We start from the raw sequence: 13,322 nt of genomic DNA, 5'->3' as shown, positions 1-13,322 counted from the left end.
TGTCCTCCCAGGGTGCGTCGACCGGCGCCATTGAACTGGCGCTCGTGATCGCCCTGACGTTAGGGGAGGTTGCCGGAAGCTTGGAATTGGACGAAACCGGGGAAAGATTGTACTTTTCTGGCAAATCTTCCGCTTCACTGGCGGCGGATTGTCTCAGGAGACGGGGGCATGTCGGCATCACCAGGGTTGAACGGACTGCCGGTCGGCGTCGCGCTGGCGGTACGTGCGGAAGCTTTTTCGGCCGCCCTGGCGGCTCGATCGTGGGTCATCCGCCAGAAGGCGGAGCGCCGGGCGCATCTATTGTTGCTGCAATCGGATCGCGGCCGGGCTTCATGGCACGGAACCGGTGTCGCGCTCGAAGCGCCGGCGCTGCTCTGGTTGCCGGGCAGCACCGATGCAGCGCTGCACGTTGGTCCCGGCGCGCATGGATTCCTATTGTCGGTGGACGATGCCTTCCTGATCAAGATCATCGCGGGCAGTGCCGAGGCGCTGCATCTGCGCAGAACCACGGAGCGCGCTGCGCTGGTTGCCGGCGAGACGCTTTCTCCACATCTCGACACGATCGCCGAATCCTGCTGCGCGATCGTGGCGGAGTTGCGCGCGCCCGGCTTTGGCGGCGCGACTCTGATCGCCTCACATCTGCTGTTGCTGTGTCTGCAACTCTGCCGGCTCAGCTCCTCGCATGATGAGCGTCACGAGGTTGCAGCGCGTGGCGGTGGTCCGGCGCTGGTCGGCAATTTCCTGCAAATGGTCGAACTGCATTACCGTGACGGCTGGCCGGTAGCGCGCTATGCGGACGCGCTCGGCGTCACGTCCGACAAGCTGCACGCCCATTGCCAACGGGAGAAAAACTGCGGCCCGCGCGCGATCATCCACGAGCGCCTGGTGCGCGAAGCCTGTACGCGTCTGCAGCAGCTCGATCTTCCCGTCGAGCAGATCGGATACGGCCTGGGTTTTCGCGATCCGGCCTATTTCAATCGCTTCTTCCGCAAGTATCGCAGCGCGTCACCGGGCAACTATCGCCGGCAGATACGATTGGAGCACGCACGCAGCGGTCCGTCCTACGCGGCATGGCCGTGATGCGGTTGTATTGCAGACCTTCCGGGCAGTAATGTACCCGCCTCAGCGCCAGAACAAGCGAATGCTGACGTAGACGATCGCAAGACAGATAAAAATCAGCGCTACCGGCAGCCGCGGTTTTGTCGCCGGTCCCGAGACAGCCTGTTGTTTCGGCCGGGCGGGCGGACGGCGGAACGCAGTGACGTTGCCGCTGTCGGTGGTCGGATCACTCGTGCGGGACGGGAGCTGCGGCGGCGTACCTGAGCCGCCCATCTCCACATAGTATTTCTTGTACATGAGCTGGATGGTTGCTTCGGAAGCATCGTCTTCCGTCATTCTGGCAAGCAACTGCCGGTAGCCTTCAAGGAAGCTCTGCGCCTCGGGCGGCAGGGCGGAAAAGCCGTTGAGCTTGGCGATCATTTTCCAGGTTGCGAAATCTGCCCTCGCGCGAGTGTCGGCGCGTCGTGCGATCAACATATCGGCAGCTTTTGTCGCCATGGCCCGGGTCGGTTCTTCCCTATGTGTTGTTTCTAAACTTAGGCGTTGCCGGTGACGAAGAGAAGCGCGCTGATGACATAACCGGTCAGTGTCCGCAGTATCGCCGAAATAACATCAAGATTTAGGCCAAGCTGCGCGCCGATGATGGGAAGCAGGATCAGAAGGCCGATCAAAATCAGCAACCCATACGGTTCCAGCCGCGATAGCGGGTAAGCTAGCACCCGGGGCAGAAGTCCGACGGCGACCCGGCCACCGTCCAGCGGCGGGATCGGCATCATGTTGAAAATCGCCAGCACGATATTGATCAGAAAGGCGTTTTTGAGGTTGTCCGCCGTCCATTTGGTAGCTTCCGCCGGCACCAATGGCAAGGCGTGGAAGGCCAAAGCCGTGACAAGCGCCAACGCGATGTTCGTGGCGGGGCCGGCCAGCGCCACCCAGACCATGTCGAGCCGGGGGTGCTTCAGGTTCTGGAAGTTCACTGGAACCGGCTTGGCGTAGCCGAACAGGAACGGTGAATGCGACAGCAGCAGCAGCCCCGGAAGAATCACTGTCCCAAACGGATCGATATGCTTGAAGGGATTGAAGCTGACCCGGCCGAGCTGCCAAGCGGTATTGTCCCCGAGCCGGTAGGCCACGAAGGCGTGGGCGGCCTCATGGAAGGTGATGGCGATCAGGATCGGGAGAATCCAGACCGAAATGCCGTACAGTGAGATGTTCAAGCGGTCTGCCCCGGTTGCCGGGCATCGTAGCCCGGATGGAGCGAAGCGCAATCCGGGATAAGTGAGATCCCCTATGAGACGGCCCCGGATTACGCTGGCGCTGCATTCCGGGCTACGGAACCGATTCCTGATATTGCGGCAGGCCGTCATCCAGGCACACCCAGGCGATCTTCTCCGAGACCCAGATGTGCTCGGTCGGTGCAAAGGCGTTACGGTCGTCGAAGGCGGCGAGTGCGACGCCAACTGCGGTGCCGTTGGTGCGGCGGGAAAACAGCCTGGTACCGCAGATCTTGCAGAACTCCCGGTCGAGCGCCTCCGATGAGGGATAGCGCGCGGTGTCGCCCTCGACCGTCAGCGCCCGCTGGTCGAACAGCGCGCGAGCAAAGAACGGCGAGCCCATCGCCTTCTGGCAGTTGCGGCAATGGCAGATGCGGACATTCAGCGGCTCGCCCTCGGTCTTGAACCGGACCACGCCGCAGAAACATCCGCCTTCCCGGATCATGCCCATCTCAATAAGTAGCGCGGCCGCCGGAGATATCGAACACTGCGCCGGTCGAGAACGCGCAATCTTCCGACGCCAGCCACGCCACCATCGCCGCGAGTTCTTCCACAAGCACAAAGCGCCCCTTCGGAATCTTCGACAGCATGAAATCGATGTGCTGCTGCGTCAGTTGGTCAAAAATCGCGGTTTTCGCCGCCGCCGGCGTCACTGCGTTGACGAGGATGTCGTGCTGCGCGAGTTCCTTGCCGAGCGACTTGGTCAGCGCGATCAGGCCGGCCTTCGAGGCCGAATAATGCGCAGCGTTGGGATTGCCTTCCTTGCCGGCGATCGAAGCGATGTTGACGATGCGGCCGTATTTTTGCTGCAGCATCGCAGGCACCACCGCCTTGCAGCAGATGAAGGGGCCGTCGAGATTGATGCGCAGCACCTTGCGCCATTCCTCGAGGTCGGTCTCCCAGACTGTCTTGTTGACGCCGGCGATGCCGGCATTGTTGACGAGGATGTCCATCCTGCCGAGCGCCTTCAGCGTTTCGTCGCGGGTCTTTTCGACAGCGGCGAGGTCGGAGACATCGACCTTGAAGGCGGACACCGCCGGGCCGATTTCCTTCGCGGTTCTTTCCGCGAGCGGCAGGTCAAAATCCCAAATCGCGACCTTCGCACCCGATGCGACGAAACGTTCGGTGATCGCGCGCCCAAAACCCTGCGCCCCGCCGGTGACAACGGCACAACGGCCGTCCAGATCGATCTTGTTCATGAGCACATCCTTTCAATTCGGTCTTCGGCGCCGCATCGGCGGTTCACTCCCTCGCCCCGCCCTTCGCGGGGAGAGGGTTGGGGTGAGGGGCTGCTTCCGCAAATTCGGTACACAATGTTCGCGCGAAGATATCGTGCCTTGCCCCTCACCCGGAAGCTTCGCTTCCGACCTCTCCCCGCCAAGCGCGGGGAGAGGTTAGAACTACAGCGTCCAGCCGCCGTCGATGACGTGGGCGACGCCGGTGGTGAACGCGCTTTCGTCGCTGGCGAGATAGACGGCGAGGGACGCGATCTCCTCGGCGGTGCCGAGCCGCCCCATCGGCTGCCGGGCGATGAACATCTCGCGCCCGTTGGGGCCTGCCGCCGCCGCGCGCTCCAGCATCGAAGGCGTCTCGATCGTGCCAGGGCAGATGCAATTGCACCGGATACCTTTGGCGATGAAGTCAGTGGCGACCGAGCGCGTCAGCGCCGCAACGGCAGCCTTGGTCGCACCATAGACGTAGCGGTTCGGTGCCGCCTTGAACACGCCGGCGGCGGAAGAGATGTTGACGATCGCGCCGCGGCCGTTGTCCAGCATGCCCGGCAGGAAGGCGCTGATCGTGCGGTGCATCGACTTGACGTTGAGGTCGAACGAAAAATCGAAGTCTTCGTCGGAACAATCCAACACAGTGCCGTGATGCACGAAGCCAGCGGCGTTGAGCAGGATGTCGGTCTTGCCGGCGCGCTTGGCCATGGCGGCGACCGCCGCGCTGTCTCGCACATCGAGTTTCGCCACTTCGGCGATGCCTTCGCTCTTGAGCGCGGCGAGTTTGTCCTCGTCGATGTCGGTGGCGAACACCGTTGCCCCTTCACGCGCAAAGGCCACGGCGCAGGCGCGGCCGATTCCGACGGCGGCGGCGGTAACGAATGCGCGCTTGCCCTTCAGGCGGTCTGACATGTTTTCTTCTCCGGGGATTGGCTTGATGTCTATTGGCCGTCATTGCGAGCAAAGCGAAGCAATCCATTTCACCGCGAAAAGGGGAAGGATGGATTGCTTCGCCGCTTCGCTCCTCGCAATGACGGCGATCAGCTAATGATTATCCCGCGCCACGCCAACCGTGCCGGCGATATTCTGATAACGCGTGGCGAGCTCCATGCAGGCGCCGGTGGCCTGCTGTCCGACGGTCGAGCGGTAGAGCTCCTGCCACGGCGTCTGGTGGGCCGGATAGGGGAAGCCGCCCTTGTCCTTCAACTCGGCGCGGCGCTTCTTCAATTCATCGCTCGAGATCAGGATATTGGCGTCGCCGGTGTTGAGGTCGATGCGAACCTTGTCGCCGGTCCGCAAGATCGCCAGCCCGCCGTCGGCGGCGGCCTCGGGCGAGGCGTTGAGGATCGAGGGCGAACCCGAGGTGCCGGACTGCCTGCCGTCGCCTATGCAGGGCAGGGAAAGAATGCCGCGTTTGATCAGCGCCGCCGGCGGCTGCATGTTGACGACCTCGGCGCCGCCGGGATAGCCGATCGGCCCGGCGCCGCGAATGAACAGGACGCAGTGCTCGTCGATATTGAGCGAGGGGTCATCGATCCGGTCGTGATAATCCTCAGGCCCCTCGAACACGATGGCCCGGCCCTCGAATGCGTTCGGGTCCTTGGGGTTGTTGAGATAGCGCTCGCGGAACTCCTTCGAGATCACGCTGGTCTTCATGATCGCGGAATCGAACAGGTTGCCGCGCAGCACCAGGAAGCCGGCGTCCTTTACCAGCGGCTTGTCGTAGCTCCAGATCACGTCGCCATCGGGCTTTGGCGCCTCGCGGCAGTTCTCGCCGATGGTGCGGCCGTTGACGGTGACGGCGTCTTCATAGATGCGCTTGTGCGCCATCAATTCGCGCACCACCGCCGGCACGCCGCCGGCGCGATGGTATTCCTCGCCGAGATAGAAGCCGGCCGGCTGCATGTTCACCAAGAGCGGGATATCGTGGCCGTGTTTCTGCCAGTCGTCGATCGAGAGCTCGACGCCGATATGCCGCGCCAGCGCGTTGATATGGATCGGCGCGTTGGTCGAGCCGCCGATCGCCGAATTCACGACGATGCAGTTCTCGAACGCCTTGCGGGTCAGGATGTCGGAGGGTTTGAGATCCTCCCAGACCATCTCGACGATCCGCTTTCCCGTCTCATAGGCGATCTGGCCGCGTTCGCGATGGGGCGCCGGGATCGCCGCGCAGCCCGGCAGCGACATGCCAAGCGCTTCCGCGAGCGAGTTCATGGTCGAGGCGGTACCCATGGTGTTGCAATGGCCGACCGAGGCGGTTGAGGAAGCCACGAGCTCGATGAACCCGTTGTAGTCGATCTCGCCGGCGGCAAGCATCTCGCGAGCTTTCCAGACGATGGTGCCCGAACCGGTGCGCTCGCCGTTGTGCCAGCCGTTCAGCATCGGGCCGCCCGAGAGCACGATCGCGGGCAGATTGACGGTCGCCGCCGCCATCAGGCAGGCTGGCGTGGTCTTGTCGCAGCCGGTGGTCAACACCACGCCGTCGAGCGGATAGCCGAACAGGATTTCGACGAGGCCGAGATAGGCGAGGTTGCGGTCGAGCGCAGCCGTTGGCCGCTTGCCGGTTTCCTGGATCGGATGCGTCGGGAATTCCATAGCGATGCCGCCGGCGGCCCGAATGCCCTCGCGTACGCGATGCGCCAGTTCGAGGTGGTGGCGATTGCATGGGGAGAGGTCATTGCCGGTCTGGGCGATGCCGATGATCGGCTTGCCGGACTGCAATTCCTCCCGGGTCAAGCCGTAGTTGAGGTACCGCTCGAGATAGAGCGCCGTCATTCCCGGATTATGCGGATTATCGAACCACTCGAGGGAACGTAGCCTTCGGCCCTTGCCATTGGTCACAGTCTTGCTGTCGTTCTTTTTCATTGGTTCCTCCCGCACTGCAAACTCGTGACCGGCCTAATCAAGGCAAAGATGCACGATGCCGAAAATTTCATCCGGTGCAACGCGCTTGCCCGTCTCCATTTGAGCATAACGATCTTAGTTCGGCCGAAAAGATAGCGCTACCATTTTCTCAGGCGCACATCGATGCTGCGTCGAGATCAAACGCTTTGCGGCGTGGAGCTCTCACGGACCATCAACTGAAAACCGAGGTCGAGAACCGGCTTCTGCGGGCGACGCCCCTCGATCGCGTCGATCACCATCGTGACGGCGTGCCGGCCCATTTCATAGCGATTGGTCCGCACGCTGCTGAGCGAGGGAACTGCGGCGGCGGTGAATTCCAGGTCGTTGAAGCCGACAATGGCCAAGTCACGGGGAATCGATATCTGCCGGCGCTGGCATTCGAAGAGGACGCCGAGCGCGAGGTCGTCATTGACGCAGAAGACCGCGTCGATATCGGGTGTCTGGGCAAGGAGGTCGGCGAAAAGCGTTCCGCCAAGCGTGACGGTCGTGGGTACGGAAGTGGTGACGATGAGGTTCGGGTCAAACAGCGAGGCCGCTTTCATGGCATCACGATATCCTTCGAACCGCCGTTGCACGCGGGGGTCCATTCGCGCACCGAGAAATCCGATGCGGCGGCGTCCCTGATCGAGGATGTGCGAAATCGCCGCAGAAGCTGCATCATAGTGCGAAAAGCCGACCATCATGTCGACAGGACTGTCGCCGATCTCCATGATCTGTGTGACCGGGCAATTCATGGATTCCAGGATGGCGCGGGATTCCGCGGTCTGGTTGATGCCGGTGACGATCAATCCCGCAGGCTTCTGCGCTCGAAACAGGCGCAGAAGCTTTTCCTCCTGCAGGATGCTGTAGCGCGTATTGGCAAGTTGAATGGTGTAGCGGCTACCTTCGGAAGAATCGTAGATGCCGCGCAACACGTCGGCGAACACGTTGTTGGTGAGAGAAGGAATGACGACGCCGATGACTTCGGTGCGGTGCGAGGCGAGGGCGCGCGCGGCGAGATTGGGTACATAACCCAGTTCCTTGACAGCGCTATCGACGCGTTCCCGCTTGCTAAGCGACAGCGCTTCGGGGTTCCTGAAAAAACGTGATGCCGTAATTGGACTGACGCCAGCGAGCTTGGCGACCTCGGTGAGGCGGATTTTGCCAGACTTTGTCTGTTTTCGTCCCATCTTGCGCTCATATCACAACAAATTAGACGTTTGAACAATTATTGACAGCGCTACCATCGGATTGCTAAAAGCCGCCAAACTGCGGATGATAATGACCGTTGAATTCGACTTCCGGCATTAGAGTCGAAAAGACAGCATGGCGTCGTTGCCCGTCTGTGGCGCCACAAAGCAGAAATTGAGGGGAGAGAGTTCGATGTCGTCGGTACAGATTCGCGACGTGCGCAAGTCGTTCGGAAACTTTGAAGTTTTGCACGGCGTGTCGATTCCGATCGAGGATGGTGAGTTCGTCGTGCTCGTCGGCCCCTCCGGCTGCGGCAAGTCGACGTTGCTGCGGATGCTCGCAGGCCTCGAAAACATCACCTCCGGTACGATTTCGATCGGCGATCGCGTGGTCAACAATGTCCAGCCCAAAGAGCGCGACATTGCCATGGTGTTCCAGAACTATGCGCTCTATCCGCATATGACGGTCGCCGACAATATGGGCTTTTCGCTCAAGCTGCGCGGCGCCAAGCCCGAGGAAATTTCGAGCGGGGTGAAGCGCGCCGCGGAAATCCTGGCGCTGACCCCGCTGCTCGATCGCTATCCCCGGCAACTGTCGGGCGGCCAGCGCCAGCGCGTCGCCATGGGCCGCGCCATCGTGCGCGACCCGCAAGTGTTCCTGTTCGACGAGCCCTTGTCCAACCTCGACGCCAAGCTGCGCGTTGCGATGCGCACCGAGATCAAGGAACTGCACCAGCGGCTCAAGACCACGACGGTCTACGTTACCCACGACCAGATCGAGGCCATGACCATGGCCGACAAAATTGTCGTCATGCATGACGGCATCGTCGAGCAGATGGGCACGCCGCTCGAGCTCTACGATACCCCGGCCAACCAGTTCGTCGCAGGCTTCATCGGTTCGCCGGCGATGAATTTCCTTAAAGGCAAGGTTAAATCGAACGGCAGCGCCGGTTTCGAAGGCCCGAACGGCGTCAAGCTGCCGCTGAAGACGGCGCCCGCCAATTCGGAAGGCCAGCCGGCGGTTTACGGCGTGCGCCCCGAGCATTTCACCATTGCCGATGACGGCGCCGAAGCCGAGATCGTCGTGGTCGAGCCGACCGGTTCGGAAACCCAGGTCTTCGCCAAGCTCGGCGGAGAGCAGGTGGTTGCCGTGTTCCGCGAGCGGCATCAATTCAGTCCGGGCGACAAGGTCCGGCTCAAGCCGGATCCGTCGCTCGTGCATCTGTTCGACGAGACGACGGGCAAGCGACTGAATGGCTGAGCGATAACTAAATGGGCTGAGCAATAACCAAAAATATTTAAAGGGAGGATGGACTATGCATGACTTTACCCGGCGCTCTCTGCTTCAGGGTGGCACCGCGCTGGCGGCAGCCGGCGCGCTGACCGGACCCGCACTGCTCGATTTCGCCAAGGCTTGGGCGCAAGCTGCGCCGTGGAAGGCGGAGCAGGGCGCCAAGCTCACCGTGATGCGCTGGAAGCGCTTCGTGCCCGCGGAAGACGATGCGTTCAACGCGATGGTCGCCGCGTTCAAGGCCGCGACCGGCACCGAAATGAACGTGTTCTCGGAGTCGTTCGAGGACGTGCAGCCGAAGGCGTCCGTTGCCGCCAACACCGGCTCGGGTCTCGACCTCGCCTGGGGCCTACATACGCTGCCGCAACTGTTCCCGGCGCAGGTGTTGCAGATGAACGACGTCGCCGACTATCTCGGCAAGAAATATGGCGGCTGGACCGAGGCCGCGGCGGTGACCTGCAAGCAGGGCAACAACTGGCTCGGCATCCCGGTTGCGACCGTCGGCGGCTACATGACGTACCGCAAGTCGTCGCTGGACAAGGCCGGCTACAAGGAATTCCCGAAGGATTTTCCGGGCTTCCTCGAGATGTGCAAGAAGCTCAAGGCCAACAACACCCCGGCCGGCTTCCCGCTCGGCCACGCCTCGGGCGACGCCAACGCCTGGCTGCACTGGATTCTCTGGGGTCACGGCGCCTACACCGTGGACAAGGACAACAAGGTCATCATCAATTCGCCAGAGACGGTGAAGGCGCTCGAATACTGCAAGGCGCTGTCGGAGACCTTCATTCCCGGCGTGGCATCCTGGAACGACTCCTCGAACAACAAGGCGTTCCTCGCCGGCGAACTGCATTGCACCGCCAACGGCATCTCGATCTATGTCGCGGCAAAGGACGACCCGACCAAGAAAGAGCTCGCGGAAGATACCTATCACGCGCTCTGGCCGGTCGGGCCGGTCGGCAAGCCGACCGAACTGCAGCTCTGCGTTCCGATCCTGGCGTTCAAGTTCACCAAATACCCGAACGCTGCGAAGGCTTTCATCGCCTTCATGCTGGAGAAGGAAAACTACGACAAGTGGCTGTCGGGTGCGCGGGGCTATCTCACCCACACGCTCAATGCCTATGATAACTCGCCGGTCTGGACGGCCGACCCGAAGAACCAGGTGTTCAGCCAGGCCAGCAAGCGCGCATTGCCTGCGTCCGGTATTGGCACGCCCGGCGAGAAGGCGGCGACTGCGATCGCCGACTTCCTGGTGGTCGACATGTTCGCCAATTACGCGACCGGCGCCAAGGATGCCAAGACCGCGATTGCGGAAGCCGAGCGGCAATTGAAGCGCATCTATCGCTGACGAAACCGGAGCGGGCGGCGGATGCCGCCGTCCGCTCCGTCAATACAGGCGTGACTCGGAAACGCGGGGGACGGCTTTCCGGCAAGTCACGCGCAGCAAGAAGCAGTAATCGGGACATCAGGCATGGCTGACATCGCAATCGCGCCAAGACGCGCCAAGACGGAGATCCGCGAGGCCAGTGCGTGGGACCAGCTCAAGCACAACCGTAACTGGCTGGGCTTCTGGTTCATGGTGCCCGCGCTGGCCTTCCTGATCTTCTTTCTGGCCTATCCGCTCGGCCTTGGTATCTGGCTCTCATTCACGGATACACGTATCGGCCGGGTAGGGCAGTATGTCGGGACCGAGAACTACGAATGGCTGTGGGATGACGCGATCTTCTGGCTTTCGGTATTCAACACGCTTCTCTACACGTTTATCGCGAGCGCCATCAAATTCGGAATAGGGCTCTATCTGGCCCTGCTGTTGAACGAGAACATGCCGTTCAAGGCGATGCTGCGCGCGTTGGTGCTGATCCCCTTCATCGTGCCGACGGTACTATCGGCGCTGGCATTCTGGTGGATCTTCGATTCTCAATTCTCGATCATCTCGTGGTCGTTGAAGCAGATGGGCCTGATCACCCAGAACATCAATTTCCTCGGCGACACGACCTGGGCCCGCATTTGCGTAATCTTCGCCAATATCTGGCGCGGCGTGCCGTTCGTCGCGATCACGCTGCTCGCCGGCCTGCAGACCGTGCAGCCGTCGCTCTATGAGGCCGCGACGCTCGATGGCGCGTCGCGCTGGCAGATGTTCCGATTCATCACCTATCCGCTGTTGACGCCGATCATCGCCGTCGTGATGACGTTCTCGGTGCTGTTCACCTTCACAGACTTCCAGTTGATCTGGGCAATGACGCGGGGCGGGCCGGTCAACGCCACGCATTTGATGGCGACCCTGTCGTACCAGCGCGCGATCATTGCGGGTCAGTTGGGCGAGGGAGCGGCGATCTCGAGCGCGATGATCCCGTTCCTGCTCGCCGCCATCATGGTGTCCTGGTTCGGCCTGCAGCGCCGCAAGTGGCAGCAAGGGGAAAACAATGACTGATCTCCCCACCTCACGGATCGATCTCAAGGCCGTACTGCATGGCTCGGCGCCAACGATCGCGAAGGACGATCACAGCGAAGGCATGAGCTATCTGCAGTCGGTGCCGCGCCGGCTGGTGACGCTCTATCTGCCGTTGTCGATCATCGTCATCGTGCTGCTGTTCCCGTTCTACTGGATGGGGCTGACGGCGATCAAACCGGACGAGCAGTTGCTCGATCTCGACAAGTACAACCCGTTCTGGACCTGGAATCCGACCTTCAAGCACTTCTACAAGCTCCTGTTCGAAAGCCACTATCCGATGTGGCTCTGGAACACGATGTATGTCGCGGTCTGCGCCACCATCCTGTCGATCATAGCCAGCGTGCTCGCGGCCTATGCGATCGTCCGGTTACGCTACAAAGGCGCCAATATGGTCGGCGGCCTGATCTTCCTGGCCTACCTGGTGCCGCCGTCGATCCTGTTCATTCCGCTGGCGACCGTCGTGTTCCAGTACGGCCTGTTCGACTCGCCGATGGCGTTGATCCTGACCTATCCGACCATCCTGATCCCGTTCTCGACCTGGCTGCTGATGGGCTACTTCAAGACCATCCCGTTCGAGCTGGAGGAATGCGCGCTGATCGATGGTGCCAGCCGTTGGCAGATCCTGATCAAGATCGTGCTGCCGCTGGCAATTCCCGGACTGATCTCGGCGTTCATCTTCTGCTTCACGCTGTGCTGGAACGAGTTCATCTATGCGCTGACGTTCCTGCAATCGACCTCCAACAAGACGGTGCCGGTCGCAATCGTCAACGAATTCGTCGACGGCGATATTTATCGCTGGGGCTCGCTGATGGCGGGCGCGCTGGCGGGCTCGCTGCCGCTGGTCATCCTTTACGCCTTCTTCGTCGAGCATTATGTGTCGGCCATGACGGGAGCCGTGAAAGAGTGAGCGCTTTAAGGCCCGGGTCGGATAACAGGGTTCAAAAAGGAGACGGGTCTTGCACATTCTGATTCTCGGCGCCGCCGGCATGGTGGGCCGCAAGCTGACCGAACGGTTGTTGCGCGACGGTCGCCTCGGCAAGCACGACATCACCCGAATGACGCTGCAGGACGTGGTGGCGCCCACCAAGCCCAACGCGTCGATCCCGATCAGCGTCGTGGCCTCCGACTTTGCCGATCCCGGCGCGGCGGAACCGTTGATCGCGCACCGACCGGACGTGATCTTTCATCTCGCCGCGATCGTTTCCGGCGAGGCCGAGGCCGAATTCGACAAAGGCTACCGGATCAATCTTGACGGCACGCGCTATCTGATCGACGCGATCCGCCACGCCGGCGGGGGCTACAAGCCGCGGCTGGTCTTCACATCCTCGATCGCAGTGTTCGGCGCGCCGTTCCCCGAAAAGATCGGCGACGAATTCTTTCATACCCCGCTGACGAGCTATGGCACGCAGAAGTCGATCTGCGAGCTCTTGATCAACGATTATACGCGCAAGGGCCTGCTCGACGGCATCTCGATCCGCCTGCCGACGATCTGCGTGCGCCCGGGCAAGCCGAACAAGGCGGCCTCCGGCTTCTTCTCCAACATCATTCGCGAGCCGCTCGCCGGCGAGGAGGCCGTGTTGCCGGTCTCCGAAGACGTGCGCCACTGGCACGCCTCGCCGAGATCGGCGGTGGGCTTTCTGGTCCACGCCGGCACCATGGACCTCGACGCGATGGGGCCGCGGCGTAACCTGAGCATGCCCGGAATGTCGGTCACCGTCGGCGAGCAGATCGCAGCGCTCGACCGCGTCGCCGGCAAGAACGTCACCGCGCGCATCAAGCGGGTGCCCGATCCGACCATCATCAGTATCGTCTCTGGTTGGCCGCGGGACTTTTCCACCGACCGCGCGCTGAAGCTCGGCTTCACCACCGCGGAAAAGACGTTCGACGACATCATCCAGATCCATATCGAGGATGAGCTCGGCGGCAAGTTCGCGGCCTGAGTTGATTTCACGC

13 protein-coding genes are annotated in these 13,322 nt (G+C 61.8%); 6 read left to right on the top strand and 7 right to left on the bottom strand.

The genetic code is table 11. From position 1 onward, the window contains the following. The first annotated feature begins 168 nt into the window (after nucleotides 1–168). Nucleotides 169–1,080: a helix-turn-helix domain-containing protein gene (locus RX328_RS29040; protein ID WP_213249765.1), complete on the top strand. Its 912-nt coding sequence runs from the start codon at nucleotides 169–171 to the stop codon at nucleotides 1,078–1,080. Between the two features lie 42 nt (nucleotides 1,081–1,122). Here the strand turns inward: RX328_RS29040 and RX328_RS29035 are convergent, their stop codons facing one another. From RX328_RS29035 to RX328_RS29005, 7 genes are all read right to left on the bottom strand, one after another. Beyond that, entirely contained in the window at nucleotides 1,123–1,557 is a 435-nt protein-coding gene (locus RX328_RS29035; RefSeq protein ID WP_317258519.1) for a hypothetical protein, read from the bottom strand. Between the two features lie 38 nt (nucleotides 1,558–1,595). Continuing rightward, on the bottom strand, nucleotides 1,596–2,276 hold the full coding sequence (locus RX328_RS29030) for a site-2 protease family protein (protein WP_213249767.1): 681 nt from the start codon (nucleotides 2,274–2,276) through the stop codon (nucleotides 1,596–1,598). A gap of 112 nt (nucleotides 2,277–2,388) precedes the next feature. Continuing rightward, nucleotides 2,389–2,778: a GFA family protein gene (locus RX328_RS29025; protein ID WP_213249769.1), complete on the bottom strand. Its 390-nt coding sequence runs from the start codon at nucleotides 2,776–2,778 to the stop codon at nucleotides 2,389–2,391. 7 nt (nucleotides 2,779–2,785) lie between these two features. Next, the gene (locus tag RX328_RS29020) at nucleotides 2,786–3,532 is read right to left on the bottom strand and encodes an SDR family NAD(P)-dependent oxidoreductase (RefSeq protein ID WP_213249771.1); all 747 of its coding nucleotides are present in this window, start codon (nucleotides 3,530–3,532) and stop codon (nucleotides 2,786–2,788) included. Nucleotides 3,533–3,733: 201 nt separating this feature from the next. Beyond that, on the bottom strand, nucleotides 3,734–4,468 hold the full coding sequence (locus RX328_RS29015) for an SDR family oxidoreductase (RefSeq protein ID WP_213249772.1): 735 nt from the start codon (nucleotides 4,466–4,468) through the stop codon (nucleotides 3,734–3,736). Between the two features lie 132 nt (nucleotides 4,469–4,600). After that, complete coding sequence (locus RX328_RS29010; RefSeq protein WP_213249774.1) at nucleotides 4,601–6,421, bottom strand: IlvD/Edd family dehydratase; 1,821 nt, start codon at nucleotides 6,419–6,421, stop codon at nucleotides 4,601–4,603. Nucleotides 6,422–6,597: 176 nt separating this feature from the next. Next, on the bottom strand, nucleotides 6,598–7,629 hold the full coding sequence (locus RX328_RS29005) for a LacI family DNA-binding transcriptional regulator (RefSeq protein ID WP_213249776.1): 1,032 nt from the start codon (nucleotides 7,627–7,629) through the stop codon (nucleotides 6,598–6,600). Between the two features lie 193 nt (nucleotides 7,630–7,822). Between RX328_RS29005 and RX328_RS29000 the strand changes: the two genes are divergently transcribed. The 5 genes from RX328_RS29000 (at nucleotide 7,823) to denD (ending at nucleotide 13,309) form a co-directional block, all read left to right on the top strand. Next, nucleotides 7,823–8,890 (top strand): ABC transporter ATP-binding protein, encoded by a 1,068-nt coding sequence (locus RX328_RS29000; protein ID WP_213249778.1) that lies wholly within the window; start codon nucleotides 7,823–7,825, stop codon nucleotides 8,888–8,890. A 55-nt stretch (nucleotides 8,891–8,945) separates the two neighbouring features. Next, the gene (locus RX328_RS28995; RefSeq protein WP_213249780.1) at nucleotides 8,946–10,265 is read left to right on the top strand and encodes an ABC transporter substrate-binding protein; all 1,320 of its coding nucleotides are present in this window, start codon (nucleotides 8,946–8,948) and stop codon (nucleotides 10,263–10,265) included. 123 nt (nucleotides 10,266–10,388) lie between these two features. After that, on the top strand, nucleotides 10,389–11,348 hold the full coding sequence (locus RX328_RS28990; protein WP_213249782.1) for a carbohydrate ABC transporter permease: 960 nt from the start codon (nucleotides 10,389–10,391) through the stop codon (nucleotides 11,346–11,348). Then, nucleotides 11,341–12,276, top strand: coding sequence for a carbohydrate ABC transporter permease (locus RX328_RS28985; protein WP_213249784.1), 936 nt, complete (start codon nucleotides 11,341–11,343; stop codon nucleotides 12,274–12,276). The genes RX328_RS28990 and RX328_RS28985 overlap by 8 nt, the downstream gene beginning before the upstream one ends. A 49-nt stretch (nucleotides 12,277–12,325) precedes the next feature. Beyond that, nucleotides 12,326–13,309, top strand: coding sequence for a D-erythronate dehydrogenase (gene denD, locus RX328_RS28980; protein WP_213249786.1), 984 nt, complete (start codon nucleotides 12,326–12,328; stop codon nucleotides 13,307–13,309). The last annotated feature ends 13 nt before the right edge of the window (nucleotides 13,310–13,322 follow it).

The sequence above is a fragment of the Bradyrhizobium sp. sBnM-33 genome, assembly GCF_032917945.1.
Lineage (GTDB): Bacteria > Pseudomonadota > Alphaproteobacteria > Rhizobiales > Xanthobacteraceae > Bradyrhizobium.
This window is presented reverse-complemented; position numbering and strand designations above follow the sequence as displayed.